Raw genomic sequence first — 22,150 nt, 5'->3', positions numbered from 1 at the left:
TACTTGACAGGTTAAAAACCCAGCTTTTTCACGCCGATGACCACGATTCTGCAACACATCCCCACGGGACAACGGGTCGGCATCGCCTTTTCGGGCGGTCTCGACACCAGCGCTGCGCTGCTTTGGATGCGCCAAAAGGGCGCGATTCCCTACGCTTACACGGCCAATCTGGGTCAGCCGGACGAACCCGACTACGAAGAAATCCCGCGTCGCGCGATGGGTTACGGTGCCGAGAACGCCCGCCTGGTCGACTGCCGTGCGCAACTCGTGGCCGAAGGCATCGCCGCCCTGCAATCGGGCGCGTTCCACATCTCGACGGCCGGCGTCACGTACTTCAACACCACGCCGATCGGCCGCGCCGTCACGGGCACGATGCTCGTGGCTGCCATGAAGGAAGATGGCGTCAATATCTGGGGCGATGGCAGCACTTACAAGGGCAATGACATCGAGCGCTTCTATCGCTACGGTCTCTTGACCAACCCGGGCCTGCAAATCTACAAGCCGTGGCTGGACCAGACGTTCATCGACGAACTCGGCGGCCGCAAGGAAATGTCGGAATTCCTGATCGCCAACGGCTTCGACTACAAGATGTCGGTCGAGAAGGCCTATTCGACGGACTCGAACATGCTTGGCGCGACGCACGAAGCCAAGGATCTGGAACACCTGAACTCGGGCATCAAGATCGTTCAGCCGATCATGGGCGTGCCGTTCTGGCGCGATGATTGCGCGATCAAGGCCGAAGAAGTCACCGTGCGCTTCGAAGAAGGCCAGCCGGTGGCGCTCAACGGCAAGACGTTTGCCAACGCCGTCGAACTGTTCGAAGAAGCCAACCGTATCGGCGGCCGTCACGGCCTGGGCATGAGCGACCAGATCGAGAACCGCATCATCGAAGCCAAGAGCCGCGGCATCTACGAAGCTCCGGGCCTCGCGCTGCTGTTCATCGCTTACGAGCGCCTCGTGACCGGCATCCATAACGAAGACACCATCGAGCAGTACCGCGAGAACGGCCGCCGTCTGGGCCGTCTGCTGTATCAGGGCCGTTGGTTCGACCCGCAAGCGATCATGCTGCGCGAGACGGCTCAACGCTGGGTGGCCCGCGCCGTGACCGGCGAAGTGACCATTGAACTGCGCCGCGGCAACGACTACTCGCTGCTGAACACGACGTCGCCGAACCTGACGTACAAGCCCGAGCGCCTGACGATGGAAAAGGGCGACTCGGTCTTCACGCCGCTCGACCGTATCGGTCAGCTCACGATGCGTACGCTCGACATCGTCGACACGCGCGAAAAGCTGATGACGTACGCCAAGGCCGGTCTGCTGACGTCGACCAGCGACGACGCACTGCCGCAGCTCGAAGGCAAGAAGGACTAAGCGGTCATCCGACGCATCGCTCGCGAGAGCGGTGCGCCACGTGTTACCTGCTGCAACAGGCGGCGCGCCCCGAAAGGAGCGCGCCGCTTTTGTTTTTGGCCTGTCACGTTTGACGCGCTAAGATACGGACGAAAATGCGCACAAAAATAGGCCGCATCCCAAATTAATCGAAACCCTCCCCGCAATCGGGGTGCGCGTCGGCCCCGGACACCGGGACGCGCGCATGCGTCGGAGACCCTGCGTTGGTACGTCTGATTCTGTTATTGCTTGGCGTGAATTATTTGCGTCGCCGGGCCCGGGCGCTGATCTGGATCGGCGCGATCTTCTTCGCCTTCGGCATGGCATTGATCGTCGATGCACTCGACGGCGTCGTGCACTTCCCGCTCAAGGTCTTCGCGTGGCTGCTGCTGCTCGAAGGACTGGCGACGCTTGCCATCGCCACCATCGGGGTGGGGGGTCAGCGTCTCGTACGGGGGCTGAAGGGCGGCACCTTTACTGTTGCAGCACTGCTGGTCCTGCTGTTCGATCAACACAACGGCAACTTCTGGTTATCGATGCTCTTCGGCACGCTGTTCCTCGCCGACGGCCTGCTGCAATGCGTGGCGGCGTACGTGGTGCGCTACCCGCGCTGGGCGTGGGCCATTGCAGGCGGTGCGCTGGAAATCGTCGTCGCGATCTTCTTCTATCAGCCCTACCCGACGCACTACAAGGGCACCCTGCCGTACGCCATCGGACTCGGACTCGTCTTCACCGGGTGGAACGTACTCGTGCTGGCGATGCGGGCGCGTCGCATGCGCGGCGATTTCCGCGTCGAACAGATTCTCGGCAGCCCGGAAGACAAGCGCCGCCTGTGGAGCGAGCGCCCCCGTGCGCCGCGCTGGGACGGCCCACCCACCGACGCCGAGCCAGCGCTCACGGTGCACGTGTGGACGCCCTCGGGGTCGTCCAAAGCACCGGCGCGCCGTCATCCGGTCATCGATCGCTACATCGCGGCTGTCGACAAGAACGGCGTGATCTCGACGGGGCACGCGGCGCTGGAGAGTCACGAAGGCGTGTACGTGAGTCTTTACCCCGCCAAGGAAATCGACCGCTCGCCGGACCAGTTCGGACAGTTGCTGCGCGCGACGCGCGAGAACGACGTGCCCGGCACCTTCCAGCCGAACTACGCCACAGAGTCGAAAGCGTGGTGCCCGTCGACGGTCAAGGTGCGTATCCGCAACTACAGCCCGCAGCAATTGAGCGCTTTCTGGCAGACCTATCAGCAGAACGCCACCTATAACCTCACGCACCGTAACTGCTCAAGCAGTGTGGCCAAGGCGCTCGAAGCCGCGATCGAGGGCCGTGTGGGGCAGTTGCACGACGGCGGCGACGCTGGCTGGTGGACGTTCGTCCGCCTGTGGCTTACGCCCGAATTGTGGGTGGCCGCACAACTGCGCAAGCGTGCGAAGACGATGGCCTGGACACCGGGTCTGGTGCTCGATTACGCGCGTGCAGTGAGCATGCTGGTGGATCCGCGTCCGTTCGGCTGGATCACGATGACCTCGCTGGCGTTGCGTCGCATGCGTCGCTCGCGCCGCGCATGGCGCGAGGCCGAGCAGGCAGCCGCATCGCAAGCGCAGAACGCAACGCACGCATCTCACGCACCACACGGCTGACGTCGGATCGAGACTTTCCCAAGGGGACGGTGTAACGTCACCCGTATTGGCACACGCAAGAGCAGCAGGCATCCGGGCAACGCGTAAGCGCTGCCCGCCCGAGCTTCAGACGCATTACCCAATACGAGGACAGTTCAACATGCTCAATCGCCTGTGGCGCTATGTCAGTGCCGCCCTGTTCGCCAGTCTGGTCATCGGCCGCGCCGCACACGCGATCACGCCCGACGCCGCGCCCATCACCATTCCGCATGGCGCGATTGTCGAGCGACAACCACTGAAAGCCGACTACGGACTCCCGGAAGCCGGTGAGCAATTCAGTATCCGTTACAGCTCCATCGACGGCGTCGGCGGCATCGAAGCCCGTGAAGACACCGGCGCCGTCTTCCTGCCCAAGGGACCGACACCGCCCGGCGGCTGGCCGGTCGTGGTCTGGGCACATGGCACGGTCGGCATTGCCAGCAAGTGTGCGCCGTCGCTCAACGTGCGCAGTACGCGCGACATTCAGTACCTCGGCACCTGGCTGTCGCTCGGCTTTGCGGTCGTCGCCCCCGACTACGCGGGTCTTGGTTCGCAAGGGCTGCATCACTATCTGAACGCCCGCGCCGAAGCGTATAGCGTGCTGGACAGCCTGCTCGCCGCCCGCAGCGTCTTTCCGTTGCAGAACCGTGTGATCTTCGTCGGGCAATCGCAGGGGGCTCATGCAGCGTTCGCCGCGGCAGGCTTTCAGCCGATTTACGCCCCGGACGTGAAGGTGATCGCCACAGTTCTTACCGGCACGCCGTATTTCAATGCACAGACGTCGGCTGCCACCCTCTTCGCGGGTCAGCCCGATCCGGGCGCGCCGGACCCGAAGATTCCGTACGCGATGTACATCTTCCTGTCGGCCGCCGACCGCGATCCGTCGTTGAATCCCGCGAAGTACTTCTCTCCACAGGCGTTACCGGTGCTCGATGAGGCCCGCACGCTGTGCATCGATACGCTGACCGATCACTCGACGGCCGCCGGTCTGAACGCCGGGAACAGCATGCAGCCGGGTATTCAGAAGCTGCTGGATAGCCAGACACCGTCACTGCGCTATCCGACGCTCAGCATTAAACATCCGGTGTTCATCGGCATGGGAATGGAAGACATCGACGTGCCGGTCATCATGCAAAAGGCATTCGCGCGGGACGTCACCAAGGCGGGCACGAAGACCACGGTGCGCATGTACGACGGACTCGATCACGACGCGACGGTCAACCCGTCACTGCGCGACTCGGTGCCGTTCATCCTGCAACTGATGTCGACGAAAAAGCGTGCATCCGCACAATAACTAGAGGAACGACTCGGAAAGCTACGGGGCGCGACGATAGCTCATCGCTCACGGAAAGCGACGCAAATCATTGATTTTTATATTATTTGTTTTTCGTTGCGCCTACGCAACATGGAGACACTTACGTAAAAATACATATGGTGCGATGCAACACGTCGTCCTATACTGAACTCGTCTCCTCCATGTCTCCTCCTGATATGGATTAAGCCCGCAACGCGCGGGCTTTCTTTTTTTCTGCGAGCGCTTTCTACGATCAGTCGATGGCTGCCGCGCATGCATCCGTCGGCGTCGCCAGTGCGCCCCCTACCCCCGGAATGATCTTCAGCCCCGCCGACACTACACGGCAGGGTGCCGCCAGCAAACCACATCCCGCCACTGACGTCACGAACGGCAGAATCGCGAATAGCGCCCACCAACGACGCAAATTGCGCGGTGCGGGCTTCGATGCCCGCCGACCGCTAAGGTCCGAGTCGTCCGAACCCGCCGAACGGCGAGGCTCACGCAGAGCGAATGCATCGCTCGTCTCAATCGTACGGGCCGTATGGGCGTAAGGAGTCGCGACGGCCTTTCGGCTCATCGTATGAAGCGTCGTCATGGGGGGCGTCCTGAGAAGGGCTAGGTGCCGGAATTACCAGCGGTTCGGGTGAGTTCTGTCAGTTCGGAGGTCGGGCAATCGCCTTACGGTCGTTGACGGCGCGCAGTGAACAAATACCTCACGCGGGAGGCGTCGTGTGTCCGATGTACGTGAAACGGGCCACCGGGCCACTCTCCGTCATCACCGGTTCATTCCAGATGCGCAGTAGCCGCGTGCTCATCGGCAAGCCTTCACGCGGGTAGAGCCGTGTGTAGACGACCACGGGTTCGTCCGTCTCGTCGGCACGGGCAATGCCGAGCGCGAGATAGCAATTCCCTTTGTAGTGACGATAGACACCGGGGCGAAACGCCTCGATTTCAGGCGTCGATTCCGCCGACGCCGCTGGCACATTCGAAAACATCGTTCTCTTCTCCTGCATTCCTACATACGACTACCGCGCGCCGCCGCGCATGAGACACCCTGCCTAAGCGTCGAGTTCGACGCCTCAGGGCCTCAGGGCCTCAGGGCCTCAGTGCTTCAGCAACTCAGCGCGGCACCACGATTCCCACCGACTTCGCCAATGGCGCGGGCGAAATACCCGAGGCGCCACGAAACGGTTCATCCAGATTCACGATGAGTGCGACCACCATCCCGATCGCGCCCATGTGAATGGCGATGATGAGATTGCTCTTCCACGACCCCGGATAGCGGCCGTTCATCGCCATCGCCGCGAGCATGAACAACGAGATGACCCACCAGAACACGCCCGGCACCGTCTTCGTCGCGTTTTCAAACCGCCCCTGTCTCGCCTCTTCGAGTCGATCCAGCAACGTACGTATCGAACTCGCGCTGTCTTCGTGCCGCGCAATGACGCGCCGCGTGGCACCGACAAATGCTGTCAGCGCAGATTCGGTGTCCGGTGAGAGATCGGGATCGGCGGTACTCAACGTTTTCCATTCGTCCGTGACGGCAGAGGTCACATACCCGCGCAGCAGCACACGAGCCGACTGCGCGTCGGCGTCGCCCACCGCTTTCAGCTCACGATCGAGGCGTCGCACCACCGACGCTTCGTGCAACGCCTGATCGTCGGCATGGCCGAGGTTGGCCCGCACATCGGTCAGCACATGGGCAAGCACAAAGACGATGAACGCAAGCAGGCTCCCGTGGACCACGTCAGCCACCGTGCCGCGCACCTCCGTCGGGTCTGCGAGACGGTCGAACAGGACGACGCGCGCGAGCCAGGCCACGGCAACGGCAAGCCCCGCCGTGCCGAGCGCCAGGCCGACGAGCAGTAGCCCCGTCGGCAGCAACGTCATCTGATCCACCATCCATCGCCTCCGTGTCTTCCGACATCTACGATGCCGCGACGACAATCCATTTCTTAGGTATTCCGGGCAGCGTGAGCGTAATGCTCCGCCGCCGATGCGGCGACTATACCTGATGCACGGAAGACGGCAACTTTAGAAAATTTCCGCGCCTGACAGCGGAAACGTGACGAAAGATTTCACAACGCCGCGCGACGCAGAAGACTGCGCCTAAAGCGCTTTCGTCAGTAGCACCGTGGTGAAGCCGCTGTCCCACTCCTCGTCGGGATAGGTGGCCACTTCCCGATACCCATTGCGGACATAAAACGCGCGGCTCTGTACGTTGAAGGTGTCCGTCTCGAGTCGTGCCAGCGGATGGCCGAGCGACCGCATTTTCGCTTCCGCATGTGCGAGCAGCAACGCACCGACACCGCGTCGCTGCTGCGAAGGCGTTACGTGCAGGGCATCGATGAAATCGCCGACAACGTGCACCATGCCGAGGACATCGTCATCCGACGCAGTCGAGACAGCCACTACGAATTCAGACCAATGCGCCTGCACATAGGCACGCGTGCGTTCACCGGAGGCGAATGCCTCCGCCACCTCCGGACGCAACATCGGCGCCCATGTCGTGCGATACGTCTGCATGAGAAGCTGCGTCACGGCATCGATATCGGACGCACGCGCTTCGCGCAGCACAATGTCGGGACAACGTTCAGGACCAGGCATTGCGAAGTTTCCTCGCGACGTCGATGTGCACCGTGACGTCGCCGACCGGTCCGCGCGGCACATCGTCCTCGCGCGGCTTGGGGAAAATGTCGTACAGCGGCAGCATCTTGTCGGACACGAAACGGCTGCGCGTGCCATACACATGGCGATCGCCCAGACCGGTTTGCTGATGGACGTAGAAGCGCTGCGGCACAACGAGTTGCAGCGACTCTTTTGCACGCGTCATCGCCACATAGAGCAAACGTCGCTCTTCCTCGATGTCTTCGTCGTCACCGGTGCTCATGTCGGAGGGAATACAGCCATCGACCACGTTGAGCACGTACACCGAATGCCACTCCTGCCCCTTGGCACTGTGAATCGTCGACAGGATCAGGTAGTCCTCATCGAGGAGCGGCGGACCGGATTGCGCGCTCGTGGCATCGGGGGGATCGAGCGTCAGCTCGGTGAGGAATTGCTCGCGCGAGCCGTAGGTGTTGGCGATGCGCGCGAGTTGTTCGAGATCGGCCTGACGCACGGCGGCGTCGTCGAAACGTTGGGTGAGCAGCGGTGCGTACCAGCGCAGCGCCAGGTCCACATCTGCCGGCCACGCCAGCCGTGTGTCGTGCAACGTCATGAAGACTTCGACGAACGCTCGCCACTGCGTCGCGGCACCCGACGGTGGCTTGAACTCGGCCAGTACCTGCGCGGGTGTCGCGGACTGCGCCATGGCATCGAGCAAGCGCGTGGCGCTTACAGGCCCGATGCCGGGGATCAACTGCGCAACGCGAAAACCCGACAACCGGCTCGCCGGGTTATGCGCCCATCGCAAGATCGACAGCATGTCCTTCACGTGCGCCGCTTCGAGAAACTTCAACCCACCGAACTTCACGAAGGGAATATTGCGACGGGTGAGCTCCAGTTCCAGCGCCGCACTGTGACTGCCCGTGCGAAACAGCACCGCCTGTTGCGTGAGTCGCGTACCGGTCTCACGTTGTGCCAGCACCTGATCGGCGACCCAGCGCGCCTGCCCCGATTCGTCGCTCACATTGACGAGTTGCGGCAACCGGTCCGATGGTCGGTCCGTCCACAACGCCTTCGCGTAGCGCTCGTTCGACTCGGCGATCACAGCATTGGACGCATCGAGAATCGGCTGCGTCGACCGGTAGTTCCGCTCCAGCGTCACCACGTGCGCCGGCTCGGCGAACTGGCCCGGGAAATCGAGGATGTTACGGATCGTCGCCGCGCGAAATGCGTAGATCGATTGCGCATCGTCGCCCACGACCGTCAGGCCACGCCCGTCCGGTTTCATCGAGAGAAGAATCTGCGCCTGTAAGCGATTGGTGTCCTGATACTCGTCGACGAGTACATGATCGAAGCGGGCATCGAGCTCGCGCGCCAGTTCCGGTGCGCCCATCGTCTCCGCCCAGTACAGCAGCAGGTCGTCGTAATCGAGCACGTGCTGCGCTTGCTTCGCGTCGACATAACCGCCGAAAAGCTGCTTGAGCTGCGCTTCCCATTGCGCACACCACGGGAAATGCTTCGCAAGCACTTCGGCCAGCGGCGCCTGACTGTTCACCACGCGCGAGTAGATCGACAGACACGTGCCCTTGAGCGGGAAACGTGACTGCGTCGCGGAAAAACCCAGATCGTGCCGCACCAGCCCGAGCAAATCCTCGGCGTCGCTGCGGTCATGGATGGTGAACGCTTCCGACAGCCCGATACGTGGCGCGAAATCGCGCAGCAGCCGTGCGCCGATGGCGTGAAACGTACCCGCCCACGGCAGCGATGGCGGCTGTGTCGACGCCAGCCCCAGCACCTTCTGCAACACGGCCCCCACGCGACGCTCCATTTCGCCAGCGGCACGACGCGAGAAGGTGAGCAGCAGGATGCGATTGGGATCTGCGCCACGCACGATCAGATTCGCGACCCGGTGCGCAAGCGTACTCGTCTTGCCGGACCCCGCCCCGGCAATCACGAGCAACGGGCCGCCGGGCGCGCCATCGTCGCCCACACCGAAGTCGACGGCCTCACGCTGACGGTCGTTGAGTTCGGCCCAAGGATCGCGGGCGGCGGCGGACGGCTGTTCTGACATGCGAGTTGGCGGATGAACGGCGGGAAAACGGGTTAGGTACGCTCAAAGAGTACTGTATATTTATACATTATAACGATGGCTTTTACGCCCATCGAGCTCCTTGCGAAATTCGGACGAATCCTCGCTGACACCCGCGTTGACCACCCACCACACTCATCACCCCGCCTACGGCCCTTATGACAATCCGCACCGGCACGTCGTCCTGGACCGACCCCACGCTCATCGCGTGCGGCCGGTTCTACCCGCCGGGCGTCGATACACCGGCCGCGCGCCTGCGCCACTACGCGTCGACGTTCGATCTGGTCGAGGTCGACAGCAGCTATTACCGGCTGCCCGCCGCCGACGTTGCCTGGCGATGGACGCAGCGCACGCCCTCCGCCTTTCGCTTTCACATCAAAGCGTTTCGCGCCTTTACCGGGCACAGCACGCCTGTCGCCGCGTTGCCGTCCGATATCGCGCGAGCGTTACCGTCACATGAAGCGCAGCACCACCGTGCATCGCCGGAAAGCGCACAAATTGCCGCTACCGACATACCTGCCGAGTTGCGCGACGAGTTGTGGCGACGCTATCTCGAGGCCATCGAGCCGTTGCGCCAAAGCGGGCAACTGACAGCCATCCACTTCCAGTTCTCGCCAAGGGTGCAGAACGACCGCGCCGGACGCGCCCTCGTTTTCGAGACCGCGCGACGGCTGGACGGGGAGCGCCACGCCATCGAATTTCGTCACCGGAGCTGGTTCGATACGCCATCGCGCGAGGCAGCCACGCTCGCCATGCTGCGCGAGACGGGCGCGGCGCACACCATCGTCGACAGCCCCTGCGGATTCGACAACACCGTGCCCGCCGTATGGGCCACGACACGCGACGACCTGTGCGTCGTGCGTCTGCACGGGCGCAATGCTGCCGCGTGGAACCGGCGAGGCATCACGGCGTCGTCGGGCCGCTTCGTCTACGAGTACAGCGCGAGTGAACTGATCGACATCTCGGCGCGCGTCGAACGGATCGCCGCGCTCGCCGACGACACTCATGTGCTCTTCAACACCAATCACGAAGATCAGGGGATGAAAAACGCGTCTGCGTTTGAACGTGCCCTCGCCGAGCTGGCTCGCCTGCGTGCTTAAGGGCGATGCGCATTGTCCGACGATGACGGATTCACCCTGAGCGTCTTGCGCCACGCCGGGAGATCCGCGAGTCGCGTGCCTTCGGGCACTGCACCATGTTTGCTGTGGCCCACACGCTGTGCACGATAGATGCCCGTGTGTCCGGAACACAGATACGCAAGCACGCACGCGATAGCTGCGTAGCCTCCGATCTGCGGACCGAAAATCTCGATCGCCATCAACGTCGACGCAATGGGCGTATTCGCCGCCCCTGCGAATACCGCGACGAAGCCGATGCCCGCGAGCACTGCCGCTGGCAGCATCAGCACATGGGACAACGCATTGCCCATCGTCGCGCCGATATAGAACAGCGGCGTCACCTCGCCGCCTTTGAATCCAGTTCCGAGCGTGATCACCGTGAAGATCGTCTTGCCGAGGAAGTCGTACCACGGCAGCGACGTATGGAAGGCGTCGACGATGGTCGGAATACCAAGGCCGAGATACTGGGGCGTCCCGAGCATCGTGGCCGCTGCTGCCACCAGCACACCGCCCGCGAGGGGACGCAGTGGCGCGTACGCGATACGCCGCTTCATGAAGGCGGACGTGGCGTGCGTCGCCTGTGCGAACGCCATGCCGACCAGTCCGCAAAGCACGCCTGCCGCCGCGGCACTGAAGGCACCGGCGAGCGTGATCGACGGCGCGAATGCCGTCGGCGCAATCGTGTAGACGGTGTGGTGCGCGCCCCACGCGCGGGTCACCGCGTCGCCCACGAGGGCGGCCACGAGGCACGGCAGCAAGGCGTCGTAACGCAATCGGCCGATGGCAAGCACTTCGAGACCGAATATCGCACCCGCGAGCGGCGTACCGAACACCGACGCGAACCCTGCGGCGATCCCCGACATCAGCAACACACGGCGCTGCTCGCCTGACAAGCGGAAGACGTGCGTCAACTGATCGGCGAGCGCGCCGCCCATTTGCACGGCTGTACCTTCGCGTCCCGCTGAGCCACCGAAGAGGTGCGTCACAACCGTGCCGAAAAGCACGAGGGGTGCCATGCGCAACGGCACGACTCGCCGGGGATCGTGAATCTCGTCGATCAGCAGGTTGTTGCCTGCTTCGACGCTCGCGCCCAGCCGCAGATAAAGCCAGCCGACCGCGAACCCGGCGAGCGGCAGCAGCCATAGCAGCCAGGGGTGGACGAGGCGCGTATTCGTCGCAAGATCCAGCACGACGAGGAAGAACGCCGATGCACTGCCCGCCATCACGCCGACGAGTGCTGCGAGCGCGCTCGCATGGGCAGCGCGCGGCAATACGCCGAACAGATCGCGCATGGAGGACCACAAAGGAGAATCGCGGAACATCTTCACAGGTTCAAACAAGGACGAACAATGCCGTCGACACATGGCCTGAACGTGAAGGGGAACGGTCTGGGGAATGCGACTTCAGGGGAACGAGAAAAACGCTCGTTTGCATAGCCCGCAACCTCCCGGCACGCCAGGATCTTGCAGGCATCATCAGCCCCGTTGCAGGGCGGTTTGCGAAACGAACGCCGGAGGAATGCCATCTCCGTGCAGCAGTCACGATGCTATCAGGAACCGCGCGCACTCACAATAAGTGACATTTTTTGGGACCAAATGCCGAACCCGATCGGCGGATTCCGATAAATCGGCCAATCGCCGCTTTTCCCCGGCTCACGCCCCTAGAATCGGCCTCAGATTCACGGAGGACAGCATGGTGGCGGACAGGGAATATGTGGAGCGGGTGAGGGATTACGGGTGGGAGGATGTCGGTGATTTGTGGCGGGACGTCCGGCAGTGTTCAACGCCCGGATGGGATCCGGGGAAAGCGCTTGAGTATTTGGTGATCAAGGGATTCGAGTTGAGTGGGGCGAAGGTCAGATGGCCGTACAGCGTCGACCTTTTTGGAACAAAGAACGTCGAGCAGATCGACGGGGTCGTGTACGTGGCCAACATCGCCGCGATGATCGAATGCAAAGACTATTCGACGCCTGCAAGTCGGGCGAGCCGGAAGTTGGCATACGGTCCCATTGCGAAATTGCAGGGACAACTCGCGCGGCGTCCTTCTGCGCTGATCGGCTGTCTGTTCACCACGGGAGAATTCAGTCGATCAACGCTTGCGTTAGTCAACTTCACCAAGCCATCAACCATTTTGTGCTGGACCGGTCGCGACATCGACCATTGCGTTCGTCGGAAAGACTTCTCTGACGCGCTAAAAAGCAAGCTTCGTGCGTGTATGGAAGACGCTACGCACTACCACATCTCACCAAATCACAGCGGAGCGTGAATATGTTGAAGCGAAATATCGTTTGCCCATCATCGGACGACGCGAAGCTCCTCAAAGCCTGGCTACCGCAACACATTGTGGACTCGTCACTCTTCTATCTGAGCACGAGTCAGACGCTCGCCGACTGCCATGCCGCGCCGATCCTACGGGAGAACGAACTACAACTTCTGCTGATTCGCAACGCCTATACCTATCATGAGGAGCTGATCCTAGACATGGAAGGCGATTCAGAGGAGATGCTGTCTCTGTATTCGTCAGAGCGACGATTCGAAGTGGAGGTCGTAGCGCCTGCGCTTGAATGGATGCTTTTCGAGACACCGGAACTCTTCGAATCAATCTTTCGCGACAAGGCTACGTCCCGGCTCCAGTTGATTGGTTCCTATGAGCCTGATCGCGCGATACGGGAAGCCGGGTCAACCGTCGACGACATCATTGCTCGCGTCGATGAAAAGACTCGCGAATTGCTCCGCGCGACGCCCACGGCACAGCGAATCCTAAAGCGAATTGAACGACTCGACGAGAAACTCTTCACATAAAACAACGGCGAGGACGATGCTTTGCATTGTCCTCGCCGTCATCGACATCGATGCAGCGTTACCAAGTACGCATCACTTCTTCCCAGCCTTCACCGCCTTCTCGATGCGCGCGCCGACATCAGCGTCGACCTGCTTCCAGTAGTCGAACGCGCGCTCCAGCACCGGACTGCGAACACCGCCGAGCAGGGCACCGGAGACGGTTTCAACGAGACGCGTACGGGACGCTTCGTCGAACACGTTACGCACGAGGTCGCCCGGCTGCGAGAAGTCGTCATCGTCCTTGTGCAGCGTGTAGGCACTGCGGACCATGGCGCCGTCGGATTCCCATCCGTCTTCGGCCGCACCGGTCTGATCGGCATACGGACGCCCACCGCTGTTGGGCACATACACCGGGGCGTTACCGCTATGTTCGTAAGCCATGTGACCGTCGAACATGTACGTCTGCACCGGCACCTTCGGGCGATTCACCGGCAGTTGGTGGAAGTTGGTGCCGATGCGATTGCGTTGCGCGTCGTTATAGGCGAACGCACGACCGAGCAGCATCTTGTCTGGCGACAGACCGATGCCCGGCACGGTGTTGCCCGGCGAGAACGCCGCTTGCTCGATTTGCGCGAAGAAGTTCTCCGGATTGCGGTTGAGCGTCATCTTGCCCACCTTGATCAGCGGATAGTCCTTGTGCGACCACGTCTTCGTCAGATCGAACGGATTGAAGCGGTACTGCTTCGCGTCCGCGTACGGCATGACCTGCACCGACAGGATCCAGCTCGGGTTTTCGCCACGCGCAATGGCGTCGAATAGATCGCGACGGTGGAAGTCGGCGTCCTGACCGGACATGGTCGCAGCTTCTGCATTGGAGAAGAACTCCATGCCCTGCTGTGTGTGGAAGTGGTACTTGACCCAGAATTTCTCGCCGCTGGCGTTGACCCACATGTAGGTATGCGAACCATATCCGTTCATGTGACGCCAGGTGCGTGGCAAACCACGGTCGCCCATCAGATAGGTCACCTGATGCGCGGACTCCGGATTGTTCGTCCAGAAATCCCACTGCATGTGGTTGTCGCGCAGGCCCGAGTCCGGCAGACGCTTCTGGCTGCGAATGAAGTGCGGGAACTTCATCGGGTCGCGGACAAAGAAGACTGGGGTGTTGTTGCCAACGAGGTCGTAATTGCCTTCGTCGGTATAGAACTTGAGGGAGAAACCGCGCACGTCGCGCCAGGTGTCCGGGCTCCCGGCTTCGCCCGCGACCGTGGAGAAACGCGCGAGCATGTCGACCTTCGCGCCCTTCTTGAACAACGACGCCTTGGTGTAACGGCTCACATCTTCCGTGGTTTCGAAAACGCCAAAGGCACCTGCGCCCTTGGCGTGCGGCTGGCGCTCGGGGACCTTCTCCCGGTTGAAATGCGCCATCTGTTCGAGGAAATGAACGTCGTGCAACAGAAGCGGGCCATCCGCTCCGACCGAAAGCGTGTTTCGGTCGCTTGCCGCCGGTGCACCGGCACCGGTCGTCGAGCCGGTGTCCAGACGGTCTTTCTCTTTGCTCATACATACCTCCGACATGAAGGTGGGTGGGGAGAGGGAGAGAATTAGAGTCAGCAATATCGCAAGTCGTTCAAAGCATAATACAAGACGGCGAAATGCACTCCCCGGCACCCAGTGCGTTGAATATTCGTCAACTTGCTATGGATCAAGTAACACTCCCTCGTTTCCCATCTCCCAGACTACCTGTCGCAAGGTCTACAGCGTGGAAAACCCGCCGTCCACCACAATTTCAGCGCCGAGCATGTAGCGCGAATCGTCGCTCGCCAGGAATAGCGCGGCACGGGCGATGTCTTCCGGTGCGCCAAGATGGCCCACGGGAATGCGCGATGCTATCTTCTGCTTAGTCTGCGTGACCTGTTCTGCCGATGCGCCCCCGCGCGCGTGAATCGGGGTGTCCGTCGCACCGGGACTTACGGCGTTCACCCGAATTCTTCGCGACAGCAATTCGCTCGACCATGTCCGCGCCAGCGACCGCACGGCCGCCTTTGACGCCGAAAGCAACGACAAGCCCGGCGTGCCGACCTGATTCAGCCATGAGGTGTTCAGGATCACCGACGCACCGTCGCGCAGCACGGGCGTCACCGCCTGCATCGAAAGGAAGACGCCTTTCACGTTGATGTCCATGAGCGTGTCGTACTGCGCAGGCGTTGTGCCATCGAGCGGTGTCGAGAAAGCGACGCCCGCGTTGGCAAAGAAGACGTCCAGCACACCGAACGTCTGCTTGACGACATCCTGCATTCGCCGCAGGTCATCGACGTTTCGCACATCCGCCTGAATCGTGACGATGCGCTCGCCGAGTTCGGCACGTACGGCGTCGAGTTTGGCGGCGTCGCGTCCCACGATGACAACGCGTGCGCCCTCTTCCACGAACAGCCGCGCCGTCGCGAGACCGATGCCGCTTGTCGCGCCGGTGATCAGCGCTGTTTTGCCTTCGAGCTTCATTCGCATTCTCCTGACGATGGTTATGCGTGGCGACCGGCCATCACGCCGCCATCCACCGGCAGCACCGTACCGGTGATCCATGAAGCCGCGTCGGAGGCAAGAAACAGAATGGCCTCGGCCACATCGCGCGGCTGACCATTGCGGCCAAGCGGATGAAACGCGTTGAATGCGGGCAGGGTCGCCTTCACTTCGTCGTCGCTCATGAAGGTGTTGTAGACCGGCGTTTCGACAACGCCGGGGGCGACAGTGTTGATGCGGATGTTCAACGGCGCAAGCTCGATCGCGAGATTACGCGTCAGCGCGTGCACGCCCGCGTTCGCGGCCGAGTAGGCGGAGGACGGCGTCGCGCCGATTGCCTGCAATGCCCACAGCGACCCCGTCTGCACGATTGCGCCACCGCCCCGCACCGACATGGCTTTGGCCGCCGCCTGCGCCATGAAGAACTTGCCTTTGAGGATGATGTCGAGGAAACCGTCGTAATCGGCTTCGGTTAGCGAGAGGAACGCCTTCGGACGGAACACGCCAGCGTTATTCACGAGAATGTCTACACCGCCAAAGGCCGACGTCGCCAGATCTACCAGCGCCTGTGCCGTCTCCGGACGCGCGATATCGCCCGCCAGATAGCGCACGTTCGCAGCGCTCGCATCGATCTGCGCGGCGGCCGACTTGAGCTTGGCTTCGTCGCGCCCGCCAATGACGACCTTCGCACCGGCAGCGACGAGTCGTGCCGCCACTTCCTTGCCGATGCCCGAACCGCCACCCGTCACGATGGCAACCTTGGAAGAAAAACTATGCATTTTCTGACTCCCGGAAAACGTTGAGGTGTCGCCGGACGGTTTCGTAATCCACATCTTGTGCAAACAATGCCGTCCTTCGATGACCGCATTGTTCGCCTCGGGCAATGGCTTCACAAATCAGTTATTCTGCGTCGCATCGAAAGAAAATCTTTCTCATAGGGGCTCACATGAAAGCGCCCGTATTCCTGAACGCCTTGCGCGCGTTCGAAGCCAGCGCCCGACACCAGAGCTTTTCCGCGGCTGCGGGCGAACTGAACGTGACGCCGGCGGCCGTCGGCCAGATGGTCCGCAGTCTCGAAGCATGGCTCGGCGTGCCGCTCTTCGAGCGCAGCGCGTCTGGACGCGCGCGACTGGTGCCGACGCAGGCCGCACAGCGCGCGCTGCCCGATCTGCGCGACGGCTTCGACCGTCTGAATCTGGGATTCGCCAAGTTGCGCGAAGGCTCGACCGTCGGCGTGCTGACCGTTGCAGTCAGCCCGGCCTTTGCCGCGAAGTGGCTACTGCCACGCATCGACCGGTTCCAGACCGCGTGGCCCGACACCGACGTGCGGCTCGACACCAACCTTAAGCCGGTGGATTTCGTCGCACAGGGCATCGATATCGGCGTGCGCTACGGACTCGGCCATTGGCCGGGACTGGTGGCAGAGAAGTTGATGGACGAGGCGGTATTTCCGGTCTGCGCGCCGTCGTTATTGCGCGCGCATCCGGCATTGAAAACGCTAGCGGGATTGAAGGGGATGACGCTGATTCACGACTTATCCGTCGACCGAAGCACCGGCTACGTGACGTGGCCGACGTGGCTCGAGCGGGCGGGACTCTCCTCGCTGGAGACGCGCGCCGGGTTGAAGATCAACAACTCGGCGGCCGTATTGCAGGCGGCGGTCGACGGACACGGCATTGCGCTCGCACGCAGCGTGCTTGTGCGCGACGACCTCGCGGCGAATCGTCTGGTACGACTCTACCCCGAGGTCGATTGTTCGTCGCCGCTCGCGTACTACGTGGTGTATCGCGCGGAGTGCGCCACGCTACCGCGTCTCGTGGCGTTTCGCGAGTGGTTGCAGCAAGAAGTCGCCGCGCTGGGCACCGACGGCACCGACCGCAGTGCCCCCAAAGGTATTACGCCGCCAGCGCGCGGCACTGGCAAACCACGCGCTCGAAGCACGCAATCGCAAAATCGACGGACGCCTCGGAGGTAAACCGTCCGAGACTCAGGCGCACGGTGCGGCTCGCCGCTTCGCTGTCCAGCCCGATGGCGCTCAACACGTGCGACGGTTGCCCGGAGGCCGAATTGCACGCCGACGTCGACGACACCGCGAGATTGCCATTGAGCATGAACGTGAAGAAGCCGGGGTGGCGGATCGTCAGGCTGAGCGTATGGGGAATGCGGCGGGCGTTCGCGGCGTTGTGCACCACGCCATCGAGCACGCGCACACCGTCGAGCAAACGACGGCTCAGCGCTTCGATGCGATGGGTGTCGACCGTCATGTTTTGCATCGCCAACTCGCACGCCGTGCCCATGCCAACGATCTGATGTGTCGCCAGCGTGCCCGAGCGCAGGCCGCGCTCATGGCCGCCACCATGCATCTGCGGCGCGATGCGCGGCATCGCGTCTTTGCTCACATACAGGGCACCGATGCCCTTCGGGCCATACACCTTGTGTGCCGACATCGACAGCATGTCGATGCCCATGGCCTTCACGTCGATGGGGGTCTTGCCGAGCGCCTGCGCGGCGTCCACGTGCAGCAACGCGCCTGCGGCATGCACAACCTTCGAAATGGCCGCGACGTCGGTCAGCGTCCCCAGTTCGTTGTTCACGAGCATCACCGACACCAGCCCCGTATCCGGACGCAGCGCCGCCGCCGCGATCTCGGCCGTGATCTCGCCGGTCGCCGAGGGCTTCACATAGGTGACGGGCATACCGCGCTTTTCCAGACACGCCATCGTATCGAGAATCGCCTTGTGTTCCAGCACGCTGGTGATGAGATGCGGGCGCGCCTGCCCCAACTCGGCATAGCCCTTGAGCGCGAGATTGTTCGATTCGGTCGCGCCGGACGTCCAGACGATCTCGGCCGCATCTGCGCCGATCAGCGACGCGACCTGCGAACGCGAGCGTTCCACGAGACGGCGGGCGCTCACGCCTGCAGAATGCGAACTGGACGCGGGATTACCGAAAACACCGTCGATGCCCAGACAGTCGGCCATCGCCGCGATGACGGAGGCGTCCGCTGGCGTTGTCGCAGCGTAATCGAAGTAGTGAAGTGTTTCGTTCTCGCGCATGATCGGCCCCCGCCAAAAAAGAGTGCATCGATCGTACGCGCGGGAACGGGGAAAAGGCTTGCAGAATTACCCTTCGTTATGCAGTTTCATGGAATATCCTTCCCGCAAAACGGAATAACGAGGAAATTTCATCCATCGGCAGTTAGGCAGCCTCGTTTGCCGGGAATCGGACGGTGACTTCCAGACCGCCCCCCGGGGCTTCTCCAAGCGTCACGACGGCGTGATGTTTGCGTGCGATTTCTTTGACGATGGCGAGCCCGAGACCGGAGCCGTCGGCGGTGGATGGGGTGAGCGCTGCGGACTCGCGACGATAAAAGCGTTCGAACACGGCGTCGCGCTCGTGCGCCGGAATGCCGGGGCCGTTGTCGACGACCTGAAGCGTCGGCCCGTCGAGGTTGTCGTGCGCGCCAGTCGACGCTTGCCCAACGTTTGCAACGTCCGCATCGTCCACACGGCCCGTCTGCCCGCCGCGCCGTGTACGTACTGTGATCATCGCGCCGTTCCCCGCGTAGCGAATGGCGTTGTCGATCAGGTTGCCGCACAACTCGGCCAGCAACTCACGTTGCGCCAGCACCGTCACGGCACCGTCGTTCTCGAAGCCGAGATCGATCCCGCGCGAGCGCGCCACCGGCGACCAGTCGAGTGTGACGCTGCGTGCCGCCTCGTCGAGCCGGGTCGGCACCATCGCCACGGGCGGGCCGTCCTCCGCCTCCAGACGCGACAGCGAGAGCAACTGCCGCACGCTTTTCGCCGCCTGCTTCACCGCCTGATTGAGGCGCTCTACGCGCTCACGCGCCTGTGCGCTCAACGATTCGCGCAGCGTCAGCTCGGACTCTGCCTGGATGATCGCCAGCGGCGTCTTCAACTGATGGGCAGCATCCGCAAAGAAGCGCTGACGCGACGCCTGCATGCGTCCCACCCGTCCCACGTACTGGTTGATGGACTCGACGAGCGGCTTGACCTCGGTCGGCAGATCGACGTTTTCGAGCGGCGTCGTGTCGTCCTCCTCGCGCGCGGCGACCTTGGCCGAGAGCCGGTTGAGCGGACGCAGGCCGCGCGTCACACCGAGCCACACGATCGCGAGCGCCAGCACCACCAGCAGCACCTCTTGCTGAAGTGCGCCGGTCAGAATCTGACGGGCAAGCTCGTGACGCGCCTCGGTCGTCTCGCCGACGACGATCCACACCACACGCGTCTTCGCGTTCGGGACGTCGTGGACCGGCAACTGAAGCGCGCCCATGCGCAACGTCTCACCGCGATACGTCGCGTCGTAGAAGGCCGTGTGATACGGCTCCGGCGTGACGCGTGCGGGCGGCAACGGCAGGTCGTGATAGCCCGTGACGGCACGGCCGTCGTTATCGCCGCCCTGCACGCCGTCGCCGCCTTCACGAATCACGTAGTAGATCTTGCCGCCACGATCCGATTCGAACATCTCCAGCGCGAGATACGGCAGATTGACCTGCACCTCGCCGTCGATCAGTTGCGTGCCTTCGCGAATCGACTTGATCGAGAATTCCAGCGAGCGGTCGAACGCCGAGTTGGCCGCACTCATTGCGCGCTGATAAGTCAGCCAGGTATCGAGCGCAAGCAGTCCCAGCAATGGGAACAGCAGCCAGAGCGCCAGTTGACGGCGAAGGTTCGGTTGCGGCATGAGGTGACGGTACGTCCGATGTCAGTCGACGGAAGGTGCGGGGGGGGCAGGATCGGCCTTCTCTTCCAGCAGATACCCCAGCCCGCGCAACGTGACGATCGCCACGCGGCTGCCTTCGAGTTTCTTGCGCAGACGGTAGACGTAGATCTCGATGGCGTCCGGATTCACGGACTCGTCGATACCGAAGAGCTTCTCCGACAGCGCTTCCTTGTTGATCGCGCGTCCACCGCGCAAGATCAGCACTTCCAGCACGGCGCGCTCACGCTTGGTCAGCGCAAGCAGCTCGCCATCCAGCCGGAAACTGCGCTCCACACCGTCGAACACGAGCGGCCCGCATGTCACGTCCGCGCTTTCGTGATGCTGCGAGCGGCGAATCAACGCACGCGCACGTGCTTCCAGTTCATCAAGCTCGAACGGCTTCGAAAGATAATCGTCGGCCCCAAGATTGAGGCCCTTCACGCGATCTTCGAGCGAGCCGTGTGCGGTGAGGATCAGCACGGGCACCCGATTACGGCGTGCACGCAGTCGGCGCAGGATCTCTAGCCCGTCCAGTCGCGGCAGCCCCAGATCGAGAATCACGAGCGAATACTCCTGCGTACGCAGCACGTGATCGGCCGCCTCGCCGTCGTGCATGCAATCGACGGCGAAGTTCGCCTGCGTCAGCGCTTCGGAGAGCGATTTGGCCAGACTCGGATTGTCTTCGACAAGCAGGATGCGCATGAGACCTAGGGAAATCCATGACCCGAAAATCGGGTCTCGGGCCGGATTCGACACGAAATCGAAAGCGAATTGAAAGTTTCGGCAAATTAACATGCGCCACGCGAAAACGACAAACCCCTTGCAAGGGGTCTTCCGGAGGATGACATGAAGCAAACGACAATGCCCCGCGCCCTGCTCGCGACGACGCTTGGTGCAGCGCTCTTCACGGCAGCGCTCCCGGCCGCCCACGCTCAGGTGCCGCCCGGCTATCCGGCGAACTATCAGGCCACCATCGACGGCGCAAAGAAGGAAGGCAAGCTGATCGTCTATTCGGTGACGGACACCGCGCTGGTGCGCCCGCTCATCAAAGACTTCGAGTCGATGTACGGCATCAAGGTCGAGTACAACGACATGAACAGCACGGAGTTGTACAACCGCTACATCAGCGAGTACGCCGCGAACAGCACCAGCGCCGACGTGCTCTGGAGCTCCGCGATGGACCTCCAGGTCAAGCTCGTGAACGACGGCACGATGGCGAGCTACGAATCGCCCGAAGCCGCCCACATTCCGCAATGGGCGCAGTACCAGAAGCAGGCCTACGGCACGACGTATGAGCCGCTCGCCATCGTCTACAACAAGCGCCTGTTGCCTGCAGGCGAAGTGCCGCAAACGCGCATGGAGCTGATCAAGCTGCTGCAGACGAATGCGGCCAAGTTCAAGGGCAAGGTCACGACCTACGACATCGAAAAGTCGGGTGTGGGCTTCAACTATCTGACGCAGGATGTACGCGTGAACCCGGAAGTGACGTGGGAACTCGTCGGCGCGATGGGCGCGCTCAATCCCAAGCTGCAATCGAGCACGGGCGCGATGATGGAGCGCATCTCGTCGGGTGAAAACCTGATCGGCTACAACATTCTCGGCTCGTATGCGTTCGCCAAGGCGAAGAAGGATCCGTCCATCGGCTATGTCTATCCGCGCGACTACACGCAGGTCGTGAGCCGTCTCGTGACGATCTCGAAGCAGTCGAAGAACCCGAACGCCGCCAAGCTGTGGGTCGACTATCTGCTCTCCAAGCGTGGTCAGACGCTGCTCGCCAACCAGGCCAACCTGTTCTCGATCCGTGCGGACGTCGACGGCGAAACCTCGATGGCGAACCTCACACAGCAGCTTGGTGCAGCGCTCAAGCCGATCCCCATCGGCGCGGGTCTGCTCGTCTATCTGGATCAGTCGAAGCGTCTTGAATTCCTCAAGCGCTGGCAGCAGTCGATCAAGCGTTGATCGGCGCCGACCGA

General features: G+C 62.3%; 19 protein-coding genes, 1 pseudogene and 1 riboswitch. Of the genes and pseudogenes, 8 read left to right on the top strand and 12 right to left on the bottom strand.

Features of this window, described 5'->3' with window-relative positions; all coding sequences use genetic code 11:
* The first annotated feature begins 36 nt into the window (after window positions 1–36).
* The 3 genes from argG to NTU39_RS02100 all read left to right on the top strand — a co-directional run bounded on the left by argG (window position 37) and on the right by NTU39_RS02100 (window position 4,338).
* Complete coding sequence (argG, locus tag NTU39_RS02110; RefSeq protein ID WP_150575224.1) at window positions 37–1,371, top strand: argininosuccinate synthase; 1,335 nt, start codon at window positions 37–39, stop codon at window positions 1,369–1,371.
* Window positions 1,372–1,613: 242 nt separating this feature from the next.
* Window positions 1,614–3,026 (top strand): HdeD family acid-resistance protein, encoded by a 1,413-nt coding sequence (locus tag NTU39_RS02105; protein ID WP_150664010.1) that lies wholly within the window; start codon window positions 1,614–1,616, stop codon window positions 3,024–3,026.
* A 139-nt stretch (window positions 3,027–3,165) separates the two neighbouring features.
* Window positions 3,166–4,338 (top strand): alpha/beta fold hydrolase, encoded by a 1,173-nt coding sequence (locus NTU39_RS02100; RefSeq protein ID WP_150664009.1) that lies wholly within the window; start codon window positions 3,166–3,168, stop codon window positions 4,336–4,338.
* Window positions 4,339–4,591: 253 nt separating this feature from the next.
* Here NTU39_RS02100 and NTU39_RS26875 read toward each other — a convergent pair whose 3' ends face one another.
* The 5 genes from NTU39_RS26875 to NTU39_RS02075 all read right to left on the bottom strand — a co-directional run bounded on the left by NTU39_RS26875 (window position 4,592) and on the right by NTU39_RS02075 (window position 9,016).
* Window positions 4,592–4,762, bottom strand: a complete 171-nt coding sequence (locus tag NTU39_RS26875) for a DUF6726 family protein (RefSeq protein WP_306592201.1) — start codon at window positions 4,760–4,762, stop codon at window positions 4,592–4,594.
* A 289-nt stretch (window positions 4,763–5,051) separates the two neighbouring features.
* Window positions 5,052–5,333, bottom strand: coding sequence for a DUF1653 domain-containing protein (locus NTU39_RS02090; protein WP_150664007.1), 282 nt, complete (start codon window positions 5,331–5,333; stop codon window positions 5,052–5,054).
* Between the two features lie 124 nt (window positions 5,334–5,457).
* Window positions 5,458–6,240, bottom strand: coding sequence for a bestrophin-like domain (locus tag NTU39_RS02085; protein ID WP_150664006.1), 783 nt, complete (start codon window positions 6,238–6,240; stop codon window positions 5,458–5,460).
* A 207-nt stretch (window positions 6,241–6,447) separates the two neighbouring features.
* Window positions 6,448–6,945: a GNAT family N-acetyltransferase gene (locus NTU39_RS02080; RefSeq protein ID WP_257959089.1), complete on the bottom strand. Its 498-nt coding sequence runs from the start codon at window positions 6,943–6,945 to the stop codon at window positions 6,448–6,450.
* Window positions 6,932–9,016 (bottom strand): ATP-dependent helicase, encoded by a 2,085-nt coding sequence (locus NTU39_RS02075; RefSeq protein WP_257959088.1) that lies wholly within the window; start codon window positions 9,014–9,016, stop codon window positions 6,932–6,934. The genes NTU39_RS02080 and NTU39_RS02075 overlap by 14 nt, the downstream gene beginning before the upstream one ends.
* Window positions 9,017–9,192: 176 nt before the next feature.
* Between NTU39_RS02075 and NTU39_RS02070 the strand changes: the two genes are divergently transcribed.
* Window positions 9,193–10,134 (top strand): DUF72 domain-containing protein, encoded by a 942-nt coding sequence (locus NTU39_RS02070; RefSeq protein ID WP_150664003.1) that lies wholly within the window; start codon window positions 9,193–9,195, stop codon window positions 10,132–10,134.
* Here NTU39_RS02070 and NTU39_RS02065 read toward each other — a convergent pair.
* Entirely contained in the window at window positions 10,131–11,444 is a 1,314-nt protein-coding gene (locus NTU39_RS02065; RefSeq protein WP_257959087.1) for a voltage-gated chloride channel family protein, read from the bottom strand. The genes NTU39_RS02070 and NTU39_RS02065 overlap by 4 nt on opposite strands.
* 167 nt (window positions 11,445–11,611) lie before the next feature.
* Window positions 11,612–11,690, bottom strand: a riboswitch (Fluoride riboswitch).
* Between the two features lie 154 nt (window positions 11,691–11,844).
* Here NTU39_RS02065 and NTU39_RS02060 point away from each other — a divergent pair.
* The gene (locus NTU39_RS02060; protein ID WP_257959086.1) at window positions 11,845–12,417 is read left to right on the top strand and encodes a restriction endonuclease; all 573 of its coding nucleotides are present in this window, start codon (window positions 11,845–11,847) and stop codon (window positions 12,415–12,417) included.
* Between the two features lie 2 nt (window positions 12,418–12,419).
* A complete protein-coding gene (locus NTU39_RS02055; RefSeq protein WP_150664000.1) occupies window positions 12,420–12,953 on the top strand; it encodes a hypothetical protein in 534 nt (177 codons plus the stop codon).
* 72 nt (window positions 12,954–13,025) lie between these two features.
* Here NTU39_RS02055 and NTU39_RS02050 read toward each other — a convergent pair whose 3' ends face one another.
* The 3 genes from NTU39_RS02050 to NTU39_RS02040 form a co-directional block, all read right to left on the bottom strand.
* Entirely contained in the window at window positions 13,026–14,495 is a 1,470-nt protein-coding gene (locus tag NTU39_RS02050; RefSeq protein ID WP_257959085.1) for a catalase, read from the bottom strand.
* A gap of 192 nt (window positions 14,496–14,687) precedes the next feature.
* Window positions 14,688–15,434: an SDR family oxidoreductase gene (locus NTU39_RS02045; RefSeq protein ID WP_257959084.1), complete on the bottom strand. Its 747-nt coding sequence runs from the start codon at window positions 15,432–15,434 to the stop codon at window positions 14,688–14,690.
* 20 nt (window positions 15,435–15,454) lie between these two features.
* Entirely contained in the window at window positions 15,455–16,231 is a 777-nt protein-coding gene (locus NTU39_RS02040) for an SDR family NAD(P)-dependent oxidoreductase (protein ID WP_257959083.1), read from the bottom strand.
* Window positions 16,232–16,398: 167 nt separating this feature from the next.
* Between NTU39_RS02040 and gcvA the strand changes: the two genes are divergently transcribed.
* Window positions 16,399–17,427 (top strand): transcriptional regulator GcvA, encoded by a 1,029-nt coding sequence (gene gcvA, locus NTU39_RS02035; RefSeq protein ID WP_257959082.1) that lies wholly within the window; start codon window positions 16,399–16,401, stop codon window positions 17,425–17,427.
* On the opposite strand, the pseudogene NTU39_RS02030 reads toward gcvA, so the two are convergent.
* The 3 genes and pseudogenes from NTU39_RS02030 to NTU39_RS02020 form a co-directional block, all read right to left on the bottom strand.
* Window positions 17,351–18,508 (bottom strand): annotated as a pseudogene (locus NTU39_RS02030) (cysteine desulfurase family protein); the annotation flags it as partial. The gene gcvA and the pseudogene NTU39_RS02030 sit on opposite strands and share 77 nt — an antisense overlap.
* A 142-nt stretch (window positions 18,509–18,650) precedes the next feature.
* Window positions 18,651–20,159: a sensor histidine kinase gene (locus NTU39_RS02025; RefSeq protein ID WP_257959081.1), complete on the bottom strand. Its 1,509-nt coding sequence runs from the start codon at window positions 20,157–20,159 to the stop codon at window positions 18,651–18,653.
* 21 nt (window positions 20,160–20,180) lie between these two features.
* A complete protein-coding gene (locus tag NTU39_RS02020; protein WP_150663993.1) occupies window positions 20,181–20,879 on the bottom strand; it encodes a response regulator in 699 nt (232 codons plus the stop codon).
* A 159-nt stretch (window positions 20,880–21,038) separates the two neighbouring features.
* Here NTU39_RS02020 and NTU39_RS02015 point away from each other — a divergent pair, with 159 nt between their 5' ends.
* Complete coding sequence (locus NTU39_RS02015; RefSeq protein ID WP_150664212.1) at window positions 21,039–22,136, top strand: ABC transporter substrate-binding protein; 1,098 nt, start codon at window positions 21,039–21,041, stop codon at window positions 22,134–22,136.
* The last annotated feature ends 14 nt before the right edge of the window (window positions 22,137–22,150 follow it).

This window comes from Pandoraea commovens, from assembly GCF_024704525.1.
GTDB lineage: Bacteria > Pseudomonadota > Gammaproteobacteria > Burkholderiales > Burkholderiaceae > Pandoraea > Pandoraea commovens.
This window is presented reverse-complemented; position numbering and strand designations above follow the sequence as displayed.

What these genes read in the sequence shown, in the direction of transcription:
- NTU39_RS02050 (WP_257959085.1), bottom strand. Translation starts at nt 14,495, where the DNA reads ATGAGCAAAGAGAAAGACCGTCTGGACACCGGCTCGACGACCGGTGCC.
- gcvA (WP_257959082.1), top strand. Translation starts at nt 16,399, where the DNA reads ATGAAAGCGCCCGTATTCCTGAACGCCTTGCGCGCGTTCGAAGCCAGC.
- argG (WP_150575224.1), top strand. Translation starts at nt 37, where the DNA reads ATGACCACGATTCTGCAACACATCCCCACGGGACAACGGGTCGGCATC.
- NTU39_RS02090 (WP_150664007.1), bottom strand. Translation starts at nt 5,333, where the DNA reads ATGTTTTCGAATGTGCCAGCGGCGTCGGCGGAATCGACGCCTGAAATC.
- NTU39_RS02080 (WP_257959089.1), bottom strand. Translation starts at nt 6,945, where the DNA reads ATGCCTGGTCCTGAACGTTGTCCCGACATTGTGCTGCGCGAAGCGCGT.
- NTU39_RS02015 (WP_150664212.1), top strand. Translation starts at nt 21,039, where the DNA reads ATGCCCCGCGCCCTGCTCGCGACGACGCTTGGTGCAGCGCTCTTCACG.
- NTU39_RS02025 (WP_257959081.1), bottom strand. Translation starts at nt 20,159, where the DNA reads ATGCCGCAACCGAACCTTCGCCGTCAACTGGCGCTCTGGCTGCTGTTC.
- NTU39_RS02085 (WP_150664006.1), bottom strand. Translation starts at nt 6,240, where the DNA reads ATGGTGGATCAGATGACGTTGCTGCCGACGGGGCTACTGCTCGTCGGC.
- NTU39_RS02075 (WP_257959088.1), bottom strand. Translation starts at nt 9,016, where the DNA reads ATGTCAGAACAGCCGTCCGCCGCCGCCCGCGATCCTTGGGCCGAACTC.
- NTU39_RS02100 (WP_150664009.1), top strand. Translation starts at nt 3,166, where the DNA reads ATGCTCAATCGCCTGTGGCGCTATGTCAGTGCCGCCCTGTTCGCCAGT.
- NTU39_RS02070 (WP_150664003.1), top strand. Translation starts at nt 9,193, where the DNA reads ATGACAATCCGCACCGGCACGTCGTCCTGGACCGACCCCACGCTCATC.
- NTU39_RS02065 (WP_257959087.1), bottom strand. Translation starts at nt 11,444, where the DNA reads ATGCGCGATCTGTTCGGCGTATTGCCGCGCGCTGCCCATGCGAGCGCG.
- NTU39_RS02040 (WP_257959083.1), bottom strand. Translation starts at nt 16,231, where the DNA reads ATGCATAGTTTTTCTTCCAAGGTTGCCATCGTGACGGGTGGCGGTTCG.
- NTU39_RS02045 (WP_257959084.1), bottom strand. Translation starts at nt 15,434, where the DNA reads ATGAAGCTCGAAGGCAAAACAGCGCTGATCACCGGCGCGACAAGCGGC.
- NTU39_RS02020 (WP_150663993.1), bottom strand. Translation starts at nt 20,879, where the DNA reads ATGCGCATCCTGCTTGTCGAAGACAATCCGAGTCTGGCCAAATCGCTC.
- NTU39_RS02060 (WP_257959086.1), top strand. Translation starts at nt 11,845, where the DNA reads ATGGTGGCGGACAGGGAATATGTGGAGCGGGTGAGGGATTACGGGTGG.
- NTU39_RS02055 (WP_150664000.1), top strand. Translation starts at nt 12,420, where the DNA reads ATGTTGAAGCGAAATATCGTTTGCCCATCATCGGACGACGCGAAGCTC.